Here is a 20,010-nt window from a genome sequence, read left to right as displayed (position 1 = left end):
TGCGCATCACCCGCCGGGCGTCAGCTCACGTGCACGTCCGGCCGCCGCGCCCGCACCGGCTCGGCCCGCCGCAGCACCTCGCGCGTGACCGGGGCGACCTCGCCCGTGCCGGTCACGAGGAAGCGGAGCAGGTTGCCCACGGGCGACCCCTCCGTCCACTCGAAGTAGACGCCGGGCTTCACGCCTGTGAGGTCGCGCACCGCGAGGAGCACGGCCGCGATCGTGTTGGGCACGTTGCCGCTCGTGACCTGCAGCACGCGGAAGCCGCAGCGCACGATCCCGCGCACCACGAGGTCCTCCTCGAACTCCGACGAGTCGCCGGGGGTGACCTCGAGGAAGATCACGGGCGCGCGCGCCGGGATCCCGCTGTCGCGCCGCTCGTCGCTGGCCTTCCGGCGGTACTCGGCGATGCGCTCCTCCTCGGTCAGCGCCTCGTCGGGCTCGTCCGGCTCGTGGGCGATGATGCTCACCGCGCCGTAGTCCTCGGCGTCCTCCAGGACGAAGGCGCGCGCCCGCTCGTCCATCGTGAGCGAGGTGGCGCGCAGCTGGAACGAGCGCTGCACGCGGCTGACGATCGAGACCGCGAGGATCCCGAGGATGAACAGCGCCGCGATCCGCACGCCGTCCGGCCGCTCGATCACGTTGACCACGGTCGTGTACGCGAACACCGTCGCGATGGCCGCGAACCCGACCGTGCGCTTGCGCTGCCCGGCCTTCCGCGCCGACAGCGTCACCGCGACCGAGGCCGAGGTGATCAGCACGAGCACGCCGGTCGCGTAGGCGCCGGCCTGCGCGTCCACGTCGGCCTGGAACACGAGCGTCACGATCACGGCGATGGCCGTGAACACGAGCACGAGCGGGCGCACCGCGGCGGCCCAGTGCGGCGCCATGCCGTAGCGCGGGAGGTAGCGCGGCACGATGTTGAGGAGGCCTGCCATGGCGGAGGCGCCCGCGAACCAGAGGATGCAGATCGTGCTGATGTCGTAGAGCGTGCCGAAGCCGTCGCCGAGGAAGTCGTGGGCGAGGTAGGCGAGCGCCCTGCCGCTGGCCTTGCCGCCGTCCTGGAACTCGGCCTGCGGGATCAGCAGCGTCGTCACGAAGCTCGACGTGATGAGGAACGCGCTCATGATGAGCGCCGCCGTCGTGAGCAGCCGCTTGGTGCCGTGGATGCGCGTGCGCGGCACCCCGTCGGCGTCGTCCTCGCCGCGCACCTGCGGCATCACGGCGACGCCCGTCTCGAAGCCGGAGAGGCCGAGCGCGAGCTTCGGGAAGACGATGAGCGCGATGCCCACCATCACGAGCGGGTTGCCGTGCTGCGCCGTGAGCGCGAGCCACCAGTCGTCGATCACCTGGACGTTCCCGGCCACGTGGAAGAGCGCGACGACGATCACGATCGCGTTGAGCGCGAGGAACACGCCCACGAGCACGACGGCGATGGAGATCGCCTCGCGGAACCCGCGGAGGAACACGAAGGCGAGCGCGGCCAGCAGCACGAGGGTCAGCAGCACCTCGTTGCCGGCGAACCACGACGGGGCGAACGGGTTCTCGACGGCGTGCGCGGTCGCGTCCGCGGCGGACAGCGTGATGGTGATGAGGAAGTCGGTCGCCGCGAATCCCAGCAGCACGAGCACGAAGAGCTTGCCGCCCCACCAGGGGAGGAGGCGCTCGAGCATCGCGATGGATCCCTCGCCGCGCGGGCTCTCGCGCGCCACCCGCCGGTAGACGGGGAGGGCGCCGAGGAGCGTCAGGAGCACGAGGACGAGCGTCGCGAGCGGCGACAGCAGGCCGGCGGCGACGGCCGCGATGGCCGGCTGGTAGCCGAGCGTGGAGAAGTAGTCGACGCCCGTGAGGCACATGACGCGCCACCACGAGTGCGTCTTCGCGACGGTCTCGGCGTGCGGGCCGGGGTGGGCGCCGGATGCGCCGGGCAGGCCGTCGAGCAGCCACGCGGTGACGCCCGCGCGGGCCCGGCGCTGCTCGGGCTCCCGGAGGAGCTCGGTGCCGGTCACGCGCGCATCCCGCGGTGGGGGAGGGCGAGGGTGGACGGGAGACGGGGAGTCGACGTCGATCGACCGAGATCCGGGCAGCGCACCGGTGATCCTCCTGCGGCGGAGCCGGGACCCCGTCTCGCGGATGCGACGGTCGGGCCCGGCATCATCGTCGCCTCAGGATGGCACCTCCGGCTGGATCCCGCTTGCGCGCGCAGGCCGCCGTCACCGGTCAGGTGCGCGGGGATCCGTGGGTGTCGGTGTAGCGGCCCACGGCGGTAGGGGCCGCGGGGTGCTCCTGAGCGCGCGCGTGGGCACGACCGGTGTCGACTTCGTCACGGCCGGGGAAGGAAGGGCGACGTGGCGTCGCCCTGCGCGGTGACCCGCGGATCGAGCGCTGGCGCGGACAGGTGCCGCCGCCGGGCACGACCCAGGCGCGCAGCTCATCAGCCGTCGCCTCAGGATCCGATGCGCTCGATCGAACGGGCCGCGGACCCGCTTGAGCATGACCAGGTGTCCTCGTATAGGAGGACAGTGCTGCCTCCCACCCGGCCGTTAGACTACCTAGACACCACCCGATCGAGCCCTGACCCGAACACGGTTCTTCACCACCATGGCCACAGCATTGATTCCGGAAGGCAGTATGTTCTCGGTCCCTGCAAGACAGCCTCAAGTGCGTCGACGCGAACCGGATGGCGGTGGTCGTGTCGCCTAGGGGCGGCGAGTGCGCATCGGTCGTCGTACTGCGCATGCCGGTGATGGGGGTCAACCGCGTACGAGAGGGACTGGGTCATCGCGGTCGCTCGGTGCGACGAGGAGCGAGAAGCACGGAAGGCGTGGCTCGGGGCCATCGCGAGGGGATGCCGTTCGCCACAGGGGATGTGGCTTCCCGATGCTGAAGATCATCCACGTCACCGAGAGCTTCGGCGGGGGCGTCGCCTCGGCCATCCAGGACTTCGCACGCAACGCACCGCAGCATGAGCACCACCTCGTCTATGCCCAGCGCAAGAAGTCGCCGGTGGATGCGGAGAGCCTCGACATATTCGCGTCCGCGCAGGAGCTGCCCGCGGGACATCTGGCCAGGGTCCTCTGGCTGGCCCGGACGTTCGGAGGGCGACGGGATGTCGTCATCCACGCGCATTCCAGTCTCGCCGGCGTGTACGTGCGCCTCTCGATGAACGCGCGGACGAACCACGTGATCTACTCGCCGCACTGCTACGGCTTCGAGCGCTCGAGTCGGAGCCGCATGGAACGACGGGCGATCTACGCGGTCGAGAAGGTGCTCGGCCGCAACACCAGCGCCTACGCCTGCTGCTCGCCGCGTGAGGTCGTGCTGAGCCGCGCCCTGCGGCCCGACACGCTCGCGTGGATGATCCCCAACATCGCACCGGACGATCTGCTGCATCACCGGCAAGGCCTGGCCGAGGCCGACCGCATCTCGACCGTCTACGGGGCAGGTCGGCTCTCCGCGCAGAAGGATCCCCGGTTCTTCGTGGAGGCTGTCGGGGCCGCGCGTGCCGCGGGCTTGCTGGTCGATGCGGTGTGGGTCGGAGGTGGCGATCTCGAGGAGGAAGCCGCACTCCGCGCGGCCGGCATCCACGTCACCGGCTGGCTGCCACGTCACGAGTCGATCCGTCTCCTCGCGACGGCTGACGTCTACGTGCACACCGCCGCGTGGGAGGGGTTCCCCGTGGCCCTCCTCGAGGCGACGGCACTCGGGGTGCCCACCGTCGCCCGAGCCATACCGGCCTTCGACGGCGTCGGCTTGCCGCTGAAGATCCGCAGACCGGGTGACCTGGTCCCGATCCTGCAGAAGCTGCAGCCGGCGGCCGCGCGGGCGGCGGCGGTAGCTGCCGCGAGGTACGCGCTGCGCGACTACAACCCGCACAACCAGGCGATGGTCCTGAAGCGCCTCTACTCCACGTTCGAATCGGTCGAGAGGCTCGGGGAGACGAAGGAGAACGTCGTCGTCGATTGATGCCCGGAGGGGGACCGGCCGGGATGGATCACGACCATCGGACGATCCCCGCCGCTGACGACGGAGTGCTGGTCCTTCGCGCAGTCGACATGCGGTCAGGGGGGTGGTCCGCATCTGCCGGGATGCCCGGTCGCAGCTCCTGACCTCGTCGCGCGCGTCGCTGCTCGGGTGCGTGCAGGAAGCTCGTGCCGCTCACGAGCGGGCACGGGCACAGGGTGGCCGGCGCCGTCAGGCGCGCGCGGACCCGTGGGTGTCGGTGTAGCGGCCCACGGCGGCCGGGGTCGCGGGGGTCGTGACGTAGGTGCCGCGGCGCGGGCGACGTGCGGCCGCGAGGGAGGAGACGTACGTGCCCTCGCGTCGGGCGGACGCGGCGCGCGTCACGTAGCTGCCGCCGAGCGGCGAGGCGGACGGCGCCTCGGCGGTCCGGATCGGGGTGGCGGCGGGGGCCGTCGCGGGCGTGGTGGCCGTGCGGGGGTCCTGCGCGGTCCTGTCGAGGGTGAGGCTCATGTCGTGCTCCGTTCGTCGGGTTCGTGCGGTCGGTGGGTGGTCCGGGGGCGGACGCCGCACGCCGGGCGCGCCGAGGCGGGCCCGTGCGGCGGGGTCGCCGAGGTGGGCGCTCGGCGGAGGGTCCTCCGGTCGAGGCGGGGGCCGCAGCGGTGCGGCCGGGGATCAGGCGGCCGGTGCTCCGGCGTTCTGCTCCTGGCACCGGCTGCACACGCCGGCGAAGGTGACCTCCGCGGCGATGACGGCGAAGCCGGACGTGTCGGACGGCGTGAGGCAGGGCGCCTCGCCGACGACGCAGTCCACGTCCGCCACGGCCCCGCAGCGCACGCACACCAGGTGGTGGTGGTTGTCGCCGACCCGGCTCTCGAAGAGCGCGGGGGAGCCGGGCGGGTCGAAGCGGCGGGCGAGCCCGGCGCCGGTGAAGGCCGCGAGGATCCCGTAGACCGCCTGGACCGAGGAGTTCGGGAGGAGGTCGCGGACGCCGTGGTGGATCACCTCGGCGCTCGAGTGCGGGGTGCCCTGGAGGACCTGGAGGACCGCGACGCGGGGCGCCGTCACCTTGAGCCCGGTCGCCCGGATGGTCCGTCGCAGCTCGTCCGCGTCCGCAGGCGCGTGCACAGGGGCAGCGGCGGGCGTCACGGGGGGGGCATGGTCCGACTGTAGCCCCTTGTCTTTAACGGATCAAGACAAGCGGGGGATCCGGGCATCGCCGCGGGATGCGCCTAGCCTCGGCAGGGGACGCGCCGCTCGGGCGCACCGCCCACCGCATCCACGAGGAAGAGGAACGCGCATGACGACCTGGCTGATCACGGGATGCTCCACCGGACTCGGGCGCGCGTTCGCCGAGGAGGCGCTGTCGCGCGGGAACGACGTCGTCGTCACGGCCCGCGACGCCGCGGCCGTGCAGGACCTCGCCGACCGCTTCCCCGAGCACGCCCTCGCGCTCGACCTCGACGTGACCGACCCCGCGCAGGTGTCCCTCGCCGTCGACGAGGCGACCGCGCGCTTCGGCGGCGTCGACGTGCTCGTCAACAACGCCGGCTACGGCTACCGCGCCGCCGTCGAGGAGGGCGACGAGGCGGATGTCGCGCGCCTGTTCGACACCCAGTTCCACGGCAGCGTCCGCATGATCAAGGCGGTGCTGCCCGGCATGCGGCAGCGCCGCAGCGGCACGATCGTCAACCTCTCGTCGATCGGGGCGGCGCGCACGGGCGCCGGATCCGGCTACTACGGCGCCGTGAAGGCCGCGATCGAGCAGATGACGATGGCGCTCCGCACCGAGCTGGAGCCGCTCGGGATCGTCGCGACGGTCGTCGCGCCCGGGTCCTTCCGCACCGACTTCTCGGGACGCTCGCTGACGCAGTCGGCCACCGTGATCGACGACTACGCCGAGACGGCTGGCAAGCGCCGCAAGGAGAACGACACGGTCGACGGCACCCAGCCGAACGACCCGGCCCTCGGCGCGCGCGTCCTGGTCGACGCGGTCGAGACCGGCGCTCCCTACTACCTGCTCCTCGGCGGCGACGCGATCGAGATCGTCACGGGGGCGCTCGACGACCTGCGCGCCGACATCGACGCCTGGGCCGAGCGGAGCCGCTCGACGGCCTACCCCGAGGGCTGAGCGTCTGAGGGCTGAGCCTCCGACGGCTCAGCCCTCGTGACCCGTCGGCGGATCAACGGAGCTGGCTGAAGGCCTCGACCCGGTCCGGGGCGCCGGCGACGAGGACGATGTCGCCCTCCTGCAGGACCGTGTCGAGGCTCGTGTAGGTCCAGCCGGCGGAGGGCCGGTGGAACGCCGTGACGGTGACGCCGTAGGTCGCCCGCACGCGCGTCTCGGACATGGGGATCCCGAGGATCGCGTTCGGCGGGGTGGTCTTCACGATCGCGAAGTCCCGGCTGATCTCGATGTAGTCCTCCATCGCCCCGCGCACCAGGTGCGCGACGCGCTGGCCCATGTCCTTCTCCGGCGACACGATGTGGTGCACCCCGAGCTGGCCCAGGATCTCGCTGTGCGGCTCGCTGACCGCCTTCGCCCAGATGGTCGGGATCCCGAGCTTCAGCAGCAGGGACGCCGTGAGGATGCTGGCCTGCAGGTCGCCGCCGATGGCCACCACCACGCGGTCGAACTCGGGCACGGCGAGCTGCCGGAGCACGTCCTCCTTGGTCGCGTCGGCGCGCACCACGTGCGTGAGGAGGCCGTCGTGGTCTTGCACGACCTCCTCCCGGTCGTCGATGCCGAGCACCTCGACGCCGCTGGCCATGAGCTCGAGCGCGAGCGCGCTGCCGAACCGGCCGAGGCCGATGACGGCGACGGAGTCCGCCTGCGCTATCCGCGTGGTGGGGGACCGGACGAAGGAGGGGAACCTAGCCAATGACGGGCCTTTCCTGGGGGAGCTCGTAGGTGGTGCGGCGCGGGCGCAGGGCGAGCGCCGTCGCGAAGGTGATGGGGCCGAGGCGGCCGATGAACATCAGGAGGACGAGGATCAGCTGCCCGGCCGTGGGCAGGTCCGCGGTGATGCCCGTGGACAGCCCGACCGTGCCGAACGCGGAGACGACCTCGAACAGGAGCCGGTCCGTGCTGACGTCGGTGATCAGCATCAGCGTGACGGTGGCGGTGACCACGACCGCGACGGCGAGGAGGACGACGGTGATGGCCTCGCGCTGCACGGAGCGGGGGAGCCGCTTGCCGAGCACGTTGACCGCGCGCTCGCCGCGGAGCTCGGTGACGAGGATGAAGAACAGCACGGCGAAGGTCGTGATCTTGATCCCGCCCGCCGTGCCGCCGGGGCCGCCGCCGATGAGCATCAGGGCGTCCATGCCGAACCAGCTCGCGGGGTCCATCGCGCCGATGTCGATGCTGTTGAAGCCCGCGGTGCGCGTCTGGACGGACGTGAAGAAGCCGGCGAGGATCCGGCCGGGCCAGTCCAGGGCGCCCAGGGTCCTCGGGTTCGACCACTCGATGGCGGTGATGTAGACGGTGCCGAGGACGAGCAGCGCGAGCGTGCCGGCGAGCACCAGCCGGGTCGTGACGGTCCATACGCGGGGCAGCGTGAGGTGCCGCCGCAGCTGCACGATCACGGGGAAGCCGAGCCCGCCCACGATGATGGACGCTGCGATCGGCAGGCAGACGAGCGGGTCGGTCGCGTAGGACACGAGGTTGTCGCTGAAGAGCGAGAAGCCGGCGTTGTTGAACGACGACACCGAGTGGAAGGCCCCCAGCCAGGCCGCGCGGCCGAACGGCTCGCCGTAGCCGAGCCAGAAGCGGAGCGCGAGCGCGACGGCGACGAGGGCCTCGGCGACCAGCGTGATCCGCACGACCCCGAGCAGGAGCCCGCGGAGGTCGCCCAGGCCGGTGCTGTGCGCCTCGGCCGCGGCGGTGATCCGCGAGCGCAGGGACATGCGCCGCACGACCGCGAGCCCGATGACGCTGGCGAAGGTCATGATGCCGAAGCCGCCGACCTGGATCAGCAGCAGGATGGTCACCTGGCCGAGCGGCGTCCAGTACGTCGCGGTGTCGACGACGACGTGACCGGTGACGCAGACGGCGGACGTGGCCGTGAACAGGGCCTCGACGAAGCTCGCGCCGCCCGGCCCCTGCTTGGCGACGGGGAGCATCAGCACGGCGGTCCCGATGAGGATGGCGCCGGCGAACGCGGCGACGATGGCCTGGGCCGGCCGGAGCAGCTGACGACGGATGCCGCGGGTGGCCGGTGGCGGGCGCTCGGGCATCCGCTCACCCTACGGGGACGCGGGGAGCCGTCCGTGCCCGTGGGCGGGAGCGGACGGCCTCGTCATCGGCCGTTCACGGGGGTGCCGCCCCCGACGACGGCGCCGCGCCCGCGGACGCCGGCGCGACGAAGACGCAGAACGGATGCCCGGCGGGATCCCGCAGCACGAACAGGGGCTCGTCGGGATCCGCCGACCGGTCCCGCAGCACCTCGGCGCCGAGCGCGACCGCGCGGGCGCGCTGCCGCTCGAGGTCGGCGGCGGATCCGACGGTGAGGTCGAGGTGCAGCATCTGCGGCGGCGAGCCCTCGGGCCAGCTCGGGGCGGGCATGCCGGGTGCGAGCTGGAACGCGAGGCGGCGGCTGCCGTCCTCGCCGATCAGCACCAGCCAGTCCGGATCCGGGCCAGTCGCCTCCGGCTCGTCGCCCGGCCGGTACCGGAGGCCGAGGAGCTCGCGGTAGAACTCGGCGAGGCGACGCGGATCCGGCGCGTCGAGGACGGTCTGCAGCAGGCGCGGGTGGCCGGACGAGGAGGGCATGGCCCTGTCTACGCCGCCGGCGGCGGGGGCTGCTCGCCGTCCGTCGCCGCGCGGTCGCGCTTCCCCGCGGCGGTCCGGATGCCCATGACGAAGAAGGTGACGCCGAGCACCAGGAACGGCAGGCCGGCCACGCGCGTGTCCTCGAGCGTGAGCATCAGCACCAGCCCGAGCATGCCGAACACGATCCCGAGGGTGGTGTTCTGGTCCGGGTCGTCCTCGGTTCCCGCGGGATCGGCCGGCGTCCGCTCGTCGTCCATGGCCCCACGCTAGGCATCGGGGCCGCCGCGCGCGTCCGCCTCACGGGGGACGTCCGCCGGCGCCGCGCGCGTCAGATGCGCCCCTCCAGCTCCAGCAGCGTCGTCTTCGCCGCGAGCCCGCCGATGTAGCCGCCGAGCGTGCCGTCGGAGCGGAGCACGCGGTGGCAGGGGATCACGACGGGCAGCGGGTTCGTCGAGCACGCCGTGCCGACCGCGCGCGTGGCCGCCGGGCTGCCCGCGGTCTCGGCGACCTCGCGGTAGGTGCGCGTCGAGCCGTACGGGATGCCCGGCAGCAGCTGCTGCACCCGGTCGCGGAACCCGGTGGAGAGGCGGCGGTCGAGCGGCAGGTCGAAGGAGCGGCGGCGGCCGGCGAAGTACTCGTCGAGCTCGCGGGCGGTCTGGTCGAGGCGCTTCGGGGCGCGGAGGATCCGCGGACCGAGCCGCCGCGCCAGGTCGCCGAGCACGGTGTCGTGGTCCTCGCGGGAGTAGGCGACGCGGATCAGGCCGCGCTCCGTGGCGGCGAGCAGGAGCGGGCCGACGGGGGAGTCGATCGTCGTGAAGCCGACGTCGAGCGCGCCCCGGTCCTCGGCCGCGTCGGCCAGGCGGAGGCGCAGCGCGTGGAGCGCGGGCGCGGTCGGGTCCGTGCGCTCGAGGGCGTCGGCGTCGGGGAAGGGCGTGGTGTCGTCGGGGTCGGTCACGGTCGTCCTCCAGCGGTCGCGGCGGGTGCGGATGCGGCTGCGCGCTCGCCGCCCGGCGGATCCGCGCCCATCGTCCGGCGCAGGCTCGCGACCCCGTCGGCCGCCGCCCGCCGCGCCGCCTCGGGGCTGCCGCCGACGATCGCGGCCACCTCCGCGTGCGGCAGCCCGCCGAGGTAGCGGTACGCGACCGCCAGCCGCTGCCGCTCGGGCAGGGCGGCGACCGCGCGCCAGAGGTCCGGGTCGTCGGATCCGGGCACGCCGAGGTCGGACACCCGCTCGGGCACCTCGTCGACGGGGAGCGCGCGGCGGCCGCGGGCGCGGATCGCGTCGAGGGCCTTGCGGTGCGCGATGGTCACGAGCCAGGCCCGCACGTCGGCGCGCGGCCCGAGCCGCGGGTAGGCGAGGAGCGCCGACAGGAACGTCTCCGACCACGCGTCCTCGGCATCCGCGTGCCCGCCGAGCACGGCCCGGCAAACGCGGAGCACCACGGCGCCGTGCTCGGTCACGACCCTGTCGAACGGCTGCATCATCTCCACACCGGGTAGACGCCGGGGCGGGGTGATCCGTGAGGTCGGCGTGCGGATCAGTCTCGCGGATCCGCCGCCCGGGCCGGTAGGCGGGCGTCCGGCCGGCCGCCGTGCGTCCCGCCGTCCGTCCCGCGGCGCGCGCCTGCGGACGCGCCGTGCGCCTCCTCGCGGTCCCCGGTGCTCCGCCCGTGCACTCCGTAGGGACTACCCGTGACGGTCCCCCCGGATGACGCCCCGGCCCTCCCCGCTCGCGAGGATGGGGGAGCGGCCCACCCCCGGCCGCCGCTCCGCGAGGATGCGTCCCCGCGAGGAGGCGCGCTCCGCGAGGAGCATCCGCCGCCGGCCCGCCCCCTCGGGCCGGCGGCGACGCCCCCCCGACGGAAGAGGATCCGCATGACCGGCACCGTGAGCCCCGCCGCCCGTGACGACGAGCAGGCCCTGCCCGGCCCCGGTCCCCGGGCGCTCCGCGTGTTCGTGGTCGACGAGGAGGCGCCCATCACGCAGCTCCTGTCGCTCGCGCTGCGGATGGAGGGCTGGGAGGTGCGCGCCTTCGCCACCGGTCGGGCCGCGATCGATGCCGCCGTCGAGGCCGCGCCGGACGCGATCCTGCTCGACATGATGCTGCCCGACGTCTCGGGCGTGGAGGTGGTGGCGGAGCTGCGCCGCGCGGGCGTCGCGTCGCCCGTGCTGTTCCTCACCGGACGCGACTCGCTCGAGGACCGGCTCGCCGCGTTCGGGGCGGGCGCCGACGACTACGTCACGAAGCCGTTCGGGCTCGAGGAGGTCGTCGACACGCTCCGCGAGCTCTTCCGCCGCCGCGGCCTGGCGCCCGCCCTCGTCACCGCGGGCGACCTCGTGCTCGACCCGGTGTCCGGCGAGGCGTGGCTCGCGGGCGTGCCGCTGGACCTGGATCCGATGGACCTCGTGGTCGTGCGCGCGCTCGCCGAGGAGCCGACGCGGCGCCTCCCGCGGCGCGAGCTCGCGCACCGGCTGGCCGATGCGGGCCACGGCGTCGTGGCGCCGCGCGCGCTCCTCGACCTGCCGTCCGTGACGGGCCGAGCCGTCGGCCGGGACCAGGCCGTGCTCGTCGCCGTCGCCGGCGACGACCTCGTGCTGGCGCCCGTCGTCTGACGCCGGGCGGCTTCGGCTTCCGGCTCCGGATCCCGGGAGCCGGCCCCTCGGACCCCCAGTGCGGGGGTCGGTCCCGCGTGTCACCCCCGCAACTCCGGGCCTCGCACGTCCCACGCGTCACACGGCGCCGGATATTTCCCCAGGTGAGTAGCGGGATTCCCTACAGTCGCGGTGGGGAGCAGATCCTCCCCCGGCGTTCCCGAGACCCCGGAACGCAGACCCCACTCCCGCACGGCCGCAGCACAGCACCATGCGGACGCGCGGTCGGCACCACTGGAGATGTCATGACCCGTCCCACCCCCGCCGCCGGCCGCGGCCGGTCCTTCCGCCGCGCCGCCGCGGGCGCCTGCCTCTCGGCGTCGCTCGTGATCCTGCCCCTCGCGATGGCGCCCGCCGCCCACGCCGAGACCGTCCCCGCCGCGCCCGTGGCCGAGGCGACCCCGGCCGCCGAGGCGCCCGTCGCCGCGCCGACCCCCGTCGCGACCCCGACCCCCGCCGTCGAGGCCCCGGCCGAGGACGCGACCCCGACGCCCGCGCCCACCGAGGTCCCCGAGGAGACCGCGCCCGTCGACGACGCGCCCGTCGAGACCCCGGCCCCGGCCCCCGGCACCGCGACCCCCGGCGCGCCCACGACCGGCCTCCCGACGCTCGAGCCGACCGCGCCCGTCGTCGAGCTGCCCTTCACCTGGACCACGCCCGACCGCGGCGTCGCCCTGCCGATCAACGAGGCCGTGCCGTTCGCCGGCACCGGCACCGCGGGCAGCATCGTCACCGCCAGCTACTTCAACGCCGTGGGCGTCAGGTCGATCGCCGGCATCGGCATCGTCGGCGAGGACGGCACGTACGCGTTCCCCGCGAGCTTCACCGAGCTCCTGCAGGGCTCGCGGACCGCGAGCGTCACGCTCACGCAGGTCGGCCTCGACCTCACCGTGACGGGCGAGATCCGCGGCCTGGTGCGCTTCGCCGAGGCGCCCGTCGGCCCGTTCGTGCGCGCCGAGGCGTCGTTCTCGACCATCTCGCCGATCTCCGTCACCGAGGCGACCAGCATCCTCGGCGGCCTGAAGATCACCGCGACCGGCTACCTCCGCTACGAGGCCGTCGAGGTCACGGTCACCGCGCCCGACGGCCGCGTGATCGAGATCAGCGACGCGAACAGCGGCGTCGGCGTCGGCACGCGGTCGCTGAAGGACCTCGTGCGCGCCGACGTCGACGGCACCTTCGCGCAGCCGATCATCCTGTTCGGCGACGTCCAGCCGGGCACCTACCGGGTGTCCGTCGCGGGCCTCGAGTCGGGCCTCACGCAGGGCGGCACCGTCGAGCTCACCGGCGCGGACGCGGGCGGACCGGTCATCCCGGGCCTGCCCACGCTGCCCGGCACGGCCACCCCGGCGCCGACCGCGCCCTCGATCGAGCCCGCGGGCACCGCCCCGAAGCCGATCCAGAAGCCTGCCGCGCACCACGACGACACGCTGCCCGTCACGGGCACCGACGGCGCCGCGGCCCTCGGCCTCGGCGGGATCGGCGCGCTGCTGGCGCTCGTCGGCGCGGGCGCCGTCGTGGCCCGCCGCCGCCTGCGCTCCGCGGAGTAGCGGCACCGCACCACAGAACGGCCGGCGGCCGGATCATGGATCCGGCCGCCGGCCTTCCGGGAGCGGAGAGGTCAGATGCTGATCTGCGGCACCCGGTCGGTGGACACGATGATCGTGTCCTTGCCCTTCACAAGAGGCGCCGTTGCCGTCGTGTGCGGGTAGGGCGAATCGCAGCCCTCGTCGCGGAAGCTCGTGACAGTCGCCCTCGTGATCGGGAGATGGATTCGGGCCTTCTTGACTACGGTGCCCGACTTCGGACCGTCGCCCGGCTTCGTCGTGCGCTTCATCACGACGCAGCGCGTCTCGCCGTCCCGCAAGGTGATCCGCGCTGACCCGACGCTGGGGGCCGAGCCGGTCGAGGTCGCGATGATCGTGAAGGTCGGCCTCTCCTGCGCCGCGGAGGCTGTCGCAGGGGCGCATGCCCCCGCAAGGGACAGGCTGGCGGCGAGGGTGGCGCCGAGGGTCGCGGCCGCGATTCGGCATCGGGCACGTGGGATCATGGTCATTCTTCTCCTCCAGCATCCATGTCACGCGCCGGTGTGCGCGTGCGGGAACCATCCTCGGGAGATCGCGGGCCTGCTGCTCTGCCCGTGAACAGCCATGGCGCCAGCACCTAAGACGCACGATCGGCACGACGAGACAGGGCCCCCGCGGAGATCCGGTCGTCGACCACCTGCTCGGCGTGCGATCGTCGCCCGCCGCCGCCGCCGCCGCCGCCGCCGCCGCCGCCGCCCGCCGCCGCCGCCGCCGCCGCCGCCGCCGCCGCCGCCGCCGCCGCATGCGCTCCGCCGAGCAACGGCACCGCGCGACCGCACCACGACCGACGGCCGGCTCCCCGAGGGGAACCGGCCGTCGTCGCGTGCGGGGTGCGTCCCGGCCGCCGCGCGCATGGCGATGGCCGGGGACGCGGGTGGGATCAGGCGCGGCGGGGGCGCGAGGAGTCCTGCGCCTTCTGCTGCGCCTGCTTGGCCTGCTGCTGCACGCTCGGGGCGTCCTTCGCGTGCTGCTGAATCTTCGGGGCCTCCTCCTCGGCCTTCGTCAGCATGGCCTCCCAGCGGGCCTGCATCGGCTTGATGAGGCCGCCGCCGGCACCGACGATGATCACGCCGGCGATGATCGCGAGCACGGCGATGAGGATCGGGGTGGTGACGGTCGTCGCGACCTCGATCTGGTTGAGGGCCGCGGTCACGCCGAGGAACAGGATGAACACGGCGACGATGTTGCCGAGCAGCTTCCCGTAGGAGAGGCCGCCCAGGGTGTTCTGGATGAGGCCCTTGGCGCCGGCGGCGATGGCCGACGCGATGACCACGATGATGATCGCGACGATGATCTTCGGCAGGAAGCCGATGATGCCCTGGAGCAGGTCGCTCACCGGGTTCGGCCCGAAGACGCCGAAGGCGAACTGCAGGACGAACAGCACGAGCGTGTAGTAGACGATCTTCGCGACGATGTCGGAGGCGTCGAGCTTGGATCCGGCGAGGGCCTTCTTGATGCCGCCGCGCTCGACCAGGCGGTCGAAGCCGACCTTCTCGAGGAGCTTGTCGAGGGCCTTCGAGATGACCTTCGCGACGATCAGGCCGACGACGAGGATGAGCAGGAAGAGCAGGGCGAGGGGCACGAACGCGATGACCGCGGCGAGCCCGTCCTGCAGTACGGCGGGGAAGTCCATGGGGTGGCCCTTTCAGGGTCGGGTGGGCCGACGCGGGGCGTCGGCGGAGGCGGTGCGGGTGGTGCGGGGGTGCGGGGGTGCTCAGCCGGGCGGAGCTGCGGGGATCCGCCCGGCCGATGCCGGGACGACCGGCGGTCGTCCCGGCATCGGGGTGGTGCGGGTGGCTCAGCGGCGGGTGGTGCCGTCCGTGTCGCCGTCGACCTCGATCTCCTCGTGGCGGACGTCCTCGGTGACGGTGCGCTCGTCGGTCACGGTCTCCGTGCCGAGCTTCACGCGCTCGACGGGGACCGTCTCCATGTGGACGACGGGGCGCTCCTCGGTGAGGACGACCTCGTGCTCCTCGTCGGAGAGGTCGGGGCCGGAGGTCGCGGCGCCCACGTTCGCGTCGGTGATGGGCTCGCGCTCGAGGCGGACCTCCTCGTGGCTGACGGGGACGGTCACGGTCTGCTGCTCGGTGACGACGTGCTTGCGGAGGCGGGCGCGGCCCGTCTGGACGCGCTCGGTGCCGACGTGGAGCTGCTCCTCGGAGCGGGTCATCGCGTCGTCGGTGGTGGGGCCGGAGGTGTCGTGGCCGACCACGCCGTCACGGTCGCGGTCGCGGTCGACGTCGCGGTCGCCGTCGACGCCCGCGTGCTCGTCCTGGTCGAACAGGCCCTGCGTGCCGGCGCCCGTCGTGGTGGTGGAGAATCCGCCGCCGAGGCCGTAGTGCGCGTAGAGGGCGTCCTCCTCCTGCTCGCTGAGGGCGCCGTCGGCGTCGACGCGCGGGGCGTCCTTGACCTTCGCCTTGTCGTAGCGGACCGTGAGGGTCTCGCGATCCCAGTCCGCGCCCTCGAGCGGGACGAAGGACTCGGACGTGCCGAAGAGGCCCGTCTTGACGGTGGCCCAGAGGGGCGCGTTCGTGTCGGGGTCGACGTAGACCTGGCCGACGGAGCCGATCTTGTCGCCGTCCGTGTCGTGCACGGTGGCGCCGACGATGCTGCCGATGTCGCGGGAGTCGATCATGGTGATGCTCCTATCCCCGGCGTGGTGGCCGGAGTGTCGTGGGTTCGGGGTCGCTTACGGTGTAAGCGCGATTCAGACCTTACGCCGTAAGGCGCGCTACCGTGAACCCCTCGGATGCGATCGTCTCCAGCACCGCGCTGCCCGACCGCGCACCCGTCAGGGAGGCACCCGCCGTGGCAGCACGCGACAGGACCAGCAGGACGGGCCAGACCGCGGCCAAGCTCAGCCGCGAGCTCATCGTCGAGACCGCGCTCGGGCAGATCGACCGCTCCGGCACCCAGGGCCTGTCGATGCGGTCGCTGGCGCAGGAGCTCGGCGTGGAGGCCATGTCCCTCTACCGCTACGTGCACGGCAAGGAGGACCTCCTCGAGGGCATCGTGGCCTCGCTGATGGGGCACCTCACCGCCCGTCTCGACGAGGCGCAGGGGGAGCACTGGCAGGCGTTCCTCCAGACCGTCGCGCACGAGGTGCGCCGGATCGCGACCGACCACCCGAAGGCGTTCCCGCTCGTGGCGACCCGGCACCCGGCCGCGCCCTGGCTCCGGCCCCCGCTCCGCAGCGTGGAGGTCGTCGACCGGTTCCTCACCGCGCTCACCCGCAACGGCTTCACGGATCCGCAGGCGGTGAACGCCTACCGGGCGTTCAGCAGCTTCCTGCTCGGCCAGCTCCTCCTGCAGTCCGTGGTGCGCGGCGCGGAGGCGGGACCCGCCGAGGAGCCGCTCGACGAGGGCGGCGCGGCCATCCCCGAGGGCGACGGCAGCATGACCCTCGACTCGGCGCCCGAGGTGCGCCGCCTCCGCGAGCTGCTCAGCGAGGACCGCAGCGACGAGGAGTTCGAGGTCTCGCTCGAGGCGCTCCTCGACCGGCTCGACCGCGAGCTCTCGCAGTAGCGGATCCGGCGGCAGCGGATCAGGGGAGGACGATCACCTTCCCGGCGATCCGCCCCGCCTCGGCCTCCGCGTGCAGCGCGGGGAGCTCGTCGAGCGCGATGCGCCGCGTGACCTCCACCCGTCAGCGCGCCGGCGTCGACGAGCGCCACCAGCTCCGCGAGCCGCTCCCGGTCCGGGCGGACGAACACGGTGGCCGCGCGCACGCCGCGCGCGTCGTCGCCGGGGGTCGCCATGAAGGCCGTCGTGCTCACCACGGTGCCGCCGTCGCGCACCGCGGCGACGTAGGACGCGAAGAGCTCCGGCTCGATCGGCGCCAGGTTGAGCAGCACGTCGACCTGCCCGTCGAGCGCGCCGAGCAGGTCGGTGGTCGTGTGGTCGACGACCTGGTCCGCTCCGGCGGCGCGGACGGCCGCCTCGCTGCGGGGGCTGGCGGTCGCGATCACGTGCACGCCGAGGCGCTTCGCGAGCTGGATGGCGTACTTGCCGACCACGCCGCCGGCGCCGACGATCAGCACGCGCTGGCCCCGCTCGAGGCGGCCGTCGTCGACGAGCGCCTGCCACGCGGTCAGCGCGACCGAGGGCAGGGCGGCCGCGTCGGCCAGCGGGATGCTCGTGGGCGCCGCGACCACGGCCTCGGCCGGCGCGACGACCAGCTCGGCGGCGGCGCCGTCGCGCTCCATCGGGAGGAAGGCGACGACCTCATCGCCCACCGCGACGCCCGTCACGCCCTCGCCGACCGCGTCCACGGTGCCCGCGACGTCGTAGCCGGGGATGTGCGGGAGCTGGATCGGGATGGGCAGGAAGCCGCCTCGCATGCCGGCGTCCGCCGCGCTGTACGCCGACGCGGCGACGCGGATCCGCACCTGCCCGGCACCCGGCTCGGGCGCCGTGACGTCGACGACGTGGAGGACCTCGGGTCCGCCGATCTCCTGGAACTGCACTGCCTTCATGGTCTTGCCCTTCGTCTAGTGCTTCGAGTTCGAAGCAATGACGCGACGCTAACACTGCTTCGAATGCGAAGCAACACCTAGGATGGGATCCATGACGGACGCCCCCCGATCCCTGACGCCGACGCAGCTCGGCGCCTACCTCGCCTTCACGGAGGTCGGCAGCCTGCTGCGCCCCGCCGTCGAGGCGCAGCTCCGCGACGCGGGCGGCCTCAGCTACGTCCAGTTCCAGCTGCTCGCGCGGCTCGGCGACGCGCCGGACGGCCACCTGCGCATGACCGACCTCGCCGACGGCGTCGTCTACAGCCGCAGCGGCCTCACCTACCAGGCGCAGCTCCTCGAGCAGCGCGGGCTCGTCACCCGGTCGCCGTCGCCGGACGACGAGCGCAGCACCGTGGTCGCCCTCACCGACGCGGGCCGCGAGGTGCTCGCCGTCGTGTTCCCCGGGCACATCCGGACCGTGCACGGGCTCCTCTTCGCGCCGCTGTCGGACGCCGACGCCGGCCACCTCGCGCGGATCCTCGGCCGCGTCACCGAGCACCTCCGCGCCGCGCCGCCGCGGTCCGCGTCACGCCGCCGGAAGGGCTGAGCACGCCTCGGTCGGGCTAGGGCCGGGCGGCGTACGTCACGGCGCACGCGACGCCCACGGCGAGCAGGGCCGGGGCGCCGAGGATCCCGCACCAGAAGCTCGGCGCCTGCCGGTCCCGCGGGAGGAGGAAGGCCGCGATCCCCACCAGGAGGCACCAGGCGGCGATGAGCGCGAGCACGGGCTGCTGGAACACCCAGATCATGGGGATCCAGTGGATCCCGACGACGATCATGATGACGGGGGCCACGAGCTCCGGTGCTCCCCGACGGACGAGGACGGCGGCGGCGATCCCCCCGGCGACGAGCTCGACGGCGACCATCGCGACGTAGACCGCGAACGGCGCCGAGTCCACGACGAGCGCGGTCGGCGTCTCCCAGTCGCGGATGGCGGCGGGCAGCGTGAGCCCCACCACGGCGAGGCCGACCAGCGCGAGCGCGCCGAGCACGATGCGCCAGGCGGTGCGCGGCGGACGCTCCTGCGCCCAACCGGCCCAGGCGAACGTCGCGATCCCGAACACGGCCGCCATGAAGGCGACGTCGCGCGGGAAGTCCAGCGGGATCATGTCGTCCCCCTCCGGCCGGGTCGCCTCCACCCTAGGACGGCGGTCGCCCCGGGGTCGAGGGGTCGGGCGGCCGCCTTGTCAGGCCCGGCGGCCGCCCCGTACATTTGACGCGACCCGCAACGAATCACCTGCACGCGGATCCGCACCCCCGTAGGAGACGAAGGAGTCCCATGTCCGACACGCAGCCCGCAGCGTCCGCCCCCGAGACCGGAGGCGCCCTCGGCGTCGCGATGATCGGCCACGGCTTCATGGGCGCCGCCCACTCGCAGGCCTGGCGCGTCGCCCCCGCGTTCTTCGACCTGTCGCTCGCGCCGCGGATGGTGTCCGTCGTCGGCCGCGACCAGGCCCGCACGCAGGAGTCCGCGGACCGCTGGGGCTGGGACCGCGCCGAGACCGACTGGCGCGCCGCGATCGAGCGCGACGACATCGACGTCGTCGACATCTGCTCGCCCGGCAGCACGCACGTCGAGGTCGCGGTCGCGGCGCTCGAGGCCGGCAAGCACGTGCTGTGCGAGAAGCCGCTCGCGAACACGGTCGAGGAGGCCGAGATCATGGCCGCGGCCGCCGAGAGGGCCGCCGCCAAGGGCATCCGCGCGATGGTCGGCTTCAGCTACCGTCGCGTGCCGGCCATCACCTTCGCGCGCGACCTCGTCGCCCAGGGCGCGATCGGCGAGCTCCGCCAGGTGCGCGCGCTCTACCTCCAGGACTGGCTGACCGACGCCGAGGGCCCCATGACCTGGCGCCTCGACAAGGAGGCGGCCGGGTCCGGCGCGCTCGGCGACATCGGCGCGCACATCGTGGACGCCGTGCAGTTCATCACCGGCGACACGCTCGACGCGGTCAGCGGCCTGCTCCGCACCTTCGTCGAGGAGCGCCCGCTGCTGGCCGAGACGCGCGGCCTCGGCGGCGTCGCGTCGAGCGAGCGCGGGAAGGTGACCGTCGACGACGCGGCCTACTTCACCGGGAAGCTCTCCTCGGGCGCGCTCGCGAGCTTCGAGGCGACCCGCATGGCCACCGGCCGGAAGAACGCGCTGCGGCTGGAGTTCAGCGGATCCGACGGCGCCATCTCCTTCGACCTCGAGCGCCTCAACGAGATCGAGCTGTACGACGCGACCGCGCCCGCCGACCGGCTGGGCTTCCGCCGGATCCTCGTCACCGAGCCCGAGCACCCCTACACGGCGGCGTGGTGGCCCACCGGCCACGGCCTCGGCTACGAGCACGCGTTCAGCCACCAGGTGCGCGACCTCGTCCACGACATCGCCGAGGGCCGCGAGCCGCAGCCGTCGTTCGCCGACGGCCTCCGCGTGCAGCGCGTGCTCGACGCGGTGGAGCGCAGCTCGGCCGACGGCAGCGCGTGGACGACGGTGGACCCCGCGGGGAGCTGACGCCGGCACGGGCTGCCCGCCGACGCGGGC

20 protein-coding genes and 1 pseudogene are annotated in these 20,010 nt (G+C 73.7%); 7 read left to right on the top strand and 14 right to left on the bottom strand.

All coding sequences use genetic code 11. The annotated features are described in order from the left end of the window. Positions 1–20 precede the first annotated feature (20 nt). Positions 21–1,856 (bottom strand): amino acid transporter, encoded by a 1,836-nt coding sequence (locus tag QFZ62_RS09800; RefSeq protein WP_373425975.1) that lies wholly within the window; start codon positions 1,854–1,856, stop codon positions 21–23. 1,024 nt (positions 1,857–2,880) lie between these two features. On the opposite strand from QFZ62_RS09800, the gene QFZ62_RS09795 reads away from it, so the two are divergent. After that, the gene (locus QFZ62_RS09795) at positions 2,881–3,966 is read left to right on the top strand and encodes a glycosyltransferase (RefSeq protein WP_307504933.1); all 1,086 of its coding nucleotides are present in this window, start codon (positions 2,881–2,883) and stop codon (positions 3,964–3,966) included. A 228-nt stretch (positions 3,967–4,194) separates the two neighbouring features. Here QFZ62_RS09795 and QFZ62_RS09790 read toward each other — a convergent pair whose 3' ends face one another. Both QFZ62_RS09790 and QFZ62_RS09785 read right to left on the bottom strand, forming a co-directional pair. Next, positions 4,195–4,473 carry a hypothetical protein gene (locus QFZ62_RS09790; RefSeq protein ID WP_307504930.1) on the bottom strand — a complete coding sequence of 93 codons (279 nt, stop codon included), beginning with the start codon at positions 4,471–4,473 and terminating at the stop codon, positions 4,195–4,197. Between the two features lie 162 nt (positions 4,474–4,635). Next, the gene (locus QFZ62_RS09785) at positions 4,636–5,109 is read right to left on the bottom strand and encodes a Fur family transcriptional regulator (RefSeq protein ID WP_307504927.1); all 474 of its coding nucleotides are present in this window, start codon (positions 5,107–5,109) and stop codon (positions 4,636–4,638) included. Positions 5,110–5,260: 151 nt separating this feature from the next. Here QFZ62_RS09785 and QFZ62_RS09780 point away from each other — a divergent pair, with 151 nt between their 5' ends. Further along, entirely contained in the window at positions 5,261–6,091 is an 831-nt protein-coding gene (locus tag QFZ62_RS09780; RefSeq protein ID WP_307504924.1) for an oxidoreductase, read from the top strand. Between the two features lie 52 nt (positions 6,092–6,143). Here QFZ62_RS09780 and QFZ62_RS09775 read toward each other — a convergent pair whose 3' ends face one another. The 6 genes from QFZ62_RS09775 to QFZ62_RS09750 form a co-directional block, all read right to left on the bottom strand. Beyond that, positions 6,144–6,842, bottom strand: a complete 699-nt coding sequence (locus QFZ62_RS09775; RefSeq protein WP_307504921.1) for a TrkA family potassium uptake protein — start codon at positions 6,840–6,842, stop codon at positions 6,144–6,146. Next, complete coding sequence (locus QFZ62_RS09770) at positions 6,835–8,199, bottom strand: TrkH family potassium uptake protein (RefSeq protein ID WP_307504918.1); 1,365 nt, start codon at positions 8,197–8,199, stop codon at positions 6,835–6,837. Before QFZ62_RS09770 ends, QFZ62_RS09775 begins: the two co-directional genes overlap by 8 nt. A 73-nt stretch (positions 8,200–8,272) precedes the next feature. After that, entirely contained in the window at positions 8,273–8,734 is a 462-nt protein-coding gene (locus QFZ62_RS09765) for a VOC family protein (protein WP_307504915.1), read from the bottom strand. An 8-nt stretch (positions 8,735–8,742) separates the two neighbouring features. Beyond that, the gene (locus QFZ62_RS09760; RefSeq protein ID WP_307504913.1) at positions 8,743–8,991 is read right to left on the bottom strand and encodes a hypothetical protein; all 249 of its coding nucleotides are present in this window, start codon (positions 8,989–8,991) and stop codon (positions 8,743–8,745) included. 71 nt (positions 8,992–9,062) lie between these two features. After that, complete coding sequence (locus QFZ62_RS09755; RefSeq protein ID WP_307504910.1) at positions 9,063–9,689, bottom strand: methylated-DNA--[protein]-cysteine S-methyltransferase; 627 nt, start codon at positions 9,687–9,689, stop codon at positions 9,063–9,065. Continuing rightward, positions 9,686–10,216 (bottom strand): RNA polymerase sigma factor, encoded by a 531-nt coding sequence (locus tag QFZ62_RS09750; protein WP_373425974.1) that lies wholly within the window; start codon positions 10,214–10,216, stop codon positions 9,686–9,688. Before QFZ62_RS09750 ends, QFZ62_RS09755 begins: the two co-directional genes overlap by 4 nt. 393 nt (positions 10,217–10,609) lie before the next feature. On the opposite strand from QFZ62_RS09750, the gene QFZ62_RS09745 reads away from it, so the two are divergent. Next, complete coding sequence (locus QFZ62_RS09745; RefSeq protein ID WP_307504903.1) at positions 10,610–11,347, top strand: response regulator transcription factor; 738 nt, start codon at positions 10,610–10,612, stop codon at positions 11,345–11,347. A gap of 284 nt (positions 11,348–11,631) precedes the next feature. Next, positions 11,632–12,936: a sortase gene (locus QFZ62_RS09740; protein WP_307504900.1), complete on the top strand. Its 1,305-nt coding sequence runs from the start codon at positions 11,632–11,634 to the stop codon at positions 12,934–12,936. A 71-nt stretch (positions 12,937–13,007) separates the two neighbouring features. Here QFZ62_RS09740 and QFZ62_RS09735 read toward each other — a convergent pair whose 3' ends face one another. The 3 genes from QFZ62_RS09735 to QFZ62_RS09725 all read right to left on the bottom strand — a co-directional run bounded on the left by QFZ62_RS09735 (position 13,008) and on the right by QFZ62_RS09725 (position 15,607). Further along, complete coding sequence (locus QFZ62_RS09735; protein ID WP_307504897.1) at positions 13,008–13,442, bottom strand: hypothetical protein; 435 nt, start codon at positions 13,440–13,442, stop codon at positions 13,008–13,010. Between the two features lie 410 nt (positions 13,443–13,852). After that, positions 13,853–14,605 (bottom strand): hypothetical protein, encoded by a 753-nt coding sequence (locus tag QFZ62_RS09730; protein ID WP_307504895.1) that lies wholly within the window; start codon positions 14,603–14,605, stop codon positions 13,853–13,855. A 165-nt stretch (positions 14,606–14,770) separates the two neighbouring features. Next, positions 14,771–15,607 (bottom strand): PRC and DUF2382 domain-containing protein, encoded by an 837-nt coding sequence (locus tag QFZ62_RS09725; protein ID WP_307504891.1) that lies wholly within the window; start codon positions 15,605–15,607, stop codon positions 14,771–14,773. Positions 15,608–15,708: 101 nt separating this feature from the next. Between QFZ62_RS09725 and QFZ62_RS09720 the strand changes: the two genes are divergently transcribed. After that, positions 15,709–16,497 (top strand): TetR/AcrR family transcriptional regulator C-terminal domain-containing protein, encoded by a 789-nt coding sequence (locus QFZ62_RS09720; protein WP_307504885.1) that lies wholly within the window; start codon positions 15,709–15,711, stop codon positions 16,495–16,497. A gap of 179 nt (positions 16,498–16,676) precedes the next feature. Here the strand turns inward: QFZ62_RS09720 and QFZ62_RS09715 are convergent. Next, positions 16,677–17,312: pseudogene (locus QFZ62_RS09715) on the bottom strand (NADP-dependent oxidoreductase); the annotation flags it as partial. A 226-nt stretch (positions 17,313–17,538) separates the two neighbouring features. On the opposite strand from QFZ62_RS09715, the gene QFZ62_RS09710 reads away from it, so the two are divergent. Continuing rightward, complete coding sequence (locus QFZ62_RS09710; protein WP_307504880.1) at positions 17,539–18,033, top strand: MarR family winged helix-turn-helix transcriptional regulator; 495 nt, start codon at positions 17,539–17,541, stop codon at positions 18,031–18,033. Between the two features lie 16 nt (positions 18,034–18,049). Here QFZ62_RS09710 and QFZ62_RS09705 read toward each other — a convergent pair whose 3' ends face one another. After that, positions 18,050–18,595: a hypothetical protein gene (locus tag QFZ62_RS09705; protein ID WP_307504878.1), complete on the bottom strand. Its 546-nt coding sequence runs from the start codon at positions 18,593–18,595 to the stop codon at positions 18,050–18,052. 170 nt (positions 18,596–18,765) lie between these two features. Here QFZ62_RS09705 and QFZ62_RS09700 point away from each other — a divergent pair, with 170 nt between their 5' ends. Then, positions 18,766–19,980 carry a Gfo/Idh/MocA family protein gene (locus QFZ62_RS09700; protein WP_307504875.1) on the top strand — a complete coding sequence of 405 codons (1,215 nt, stop codon included), beginning with the start codon at positions 18,766–18,768 and terminating at the stop codon, positions 19,978–19,980. Positions 19,981–20,010 lie beyond the last annotated feature (30 nt).

The sequence above is a fragment of the Clavibacter sp. B3I6 genome (genome assembly GCF_030816895.1).
Taxonomy (GTDB): Bacteria; Actinomycetota; Actinomycetes; order Actinomycetales; family Microbacteriaceae; genus Clavibacter.
This window is presented reverse-complemented; position numbering and strand designations above follow the sequence as displayed.

What these genes read in the sequence shown, in the direction of transcription:
- QFZ62_RS09800 (WP_373425975.1), bottom strand. Translation starts at nt 1,856, where the DNA reads ATGTGCCTCACGGGCGTCGACTACTTCTCCACGCTCGGCTACCAGCCG.
- QFZ62_RS09795 (WP_307504933.1), top strand. Translation starts at nt 2,881, where the DNA reads ATGCTGAAGATCATCCACGTCACCGAGAGCTTCGGCGGGGGCGTCGCC.
- QFZ62_RS09790 (WP_307504930.1), bottom strand. Translation starts at nt 4,473, where the DNA reads ATGAGCCTCACCCTCGACAGGACCGCGCAGGACCCCCGCACGGCCACC.
- QFZ62_RS09780 (WP_307504924.1), top strand. Translation starts at nt 5,261, where the DNA reads ATGACGACCTGGCTGATCACGGGATGCTCCACCGGACTCGGGCGCGCG.
- QFZ62_RS09770 (WP_307504918.1), bottom strand. Translation starts at nt 8,199, where the DNA reads ATGCCCGAGCGCCCGCCACCGGCCACCCGCGGCATCCGTCGTCAGCTG.
- QFZ62_RS09765 (WP_307504915.1), bottom strand. Translation starts at nt 8,734, where the DNA reads ATGCCCTCCTCGTCCGGCCACCCGCGCCTGCTGCAGACCGTCCTCGAC.
- QFZ62_RS09760 (WP_307504913.1), bottom strand. Translation starts at nt 8,991, where the DNA reads ATGGACGACGAGCGGACGCCGGCCGATCCCGCGGGAACCGAGGACGAC.
- QFZ62_RS09750 (WP_373425974.1), bottom strand. Translation starts at nt 10,216, where the DNA reads ATGCAGCCGTTCGACAGGGTCGTGACCGAGCACGGCGCCGTGGTGCTC.
- QFZ62_RS09745 (WP_307504903.1), top strand. Translation starts at nt 10,610, where the DNA reads ATGACCGGCACCGTGAGCCCCGCCGCCCGTGACGACGAGCAGGCCCTG.
- QFZ62_RS09740 (WP_307504900.1), top strand. Translation starts at nt 11,632, where the DNA reads ATGACCCGTCCCACCCCCGCCGCCGGCCGCGGCCGGTCCTTCCGCCGC.
- QFZ62_RS09735 (WP_307504897.1), bottom strand. Translation starts at nt 13,442, where the DNA reads ATGACCATGATCCCACGTGCCCGATGCCGAATCGCGGCCGCGACCCTC.
- QFZ62_RS09730 (WP_307504895.1), bottom strand. Translation starts at nt 14,605, where the DNA reads ATGGACTTCCCCGCCGTACTGCAGGACGGGCTCGCCGCGGTCATCGCG.
- QFZ62_RS09725 (WP_307504891.1), bottom strand. Translation starts at nt 15,607, where the DNA reads ATGATCGACTCCCGCGACATCGGCAGCATCGTCGGCGCCACCGTGCAC.
- QFZ62_RS09710 (WP_307504880.1), top strand. Translation starts at nt 17,539, where the DNA reads ATGACGGACGCCCCCCGATCCCTGACGCCGACGCAGCTCGGCGCCTAC.
- QFZ62_RS09705 (WP_307504878.1), bottom strand. Translation starts at nt 18,595, where the DNA reads ATGATCCCGCTGGACTTCCCGCGCGACGTCGCCTTCATGGCGGCCGTG.
- QFZ62_RS09700 (WP_307504875.1), top strand. Translation starts at nt 18,766, where the DNA reads ATGTCCGACACGCAGCCCGCAGCGTCCGCCCCCGAGACCGGAGGCGCC.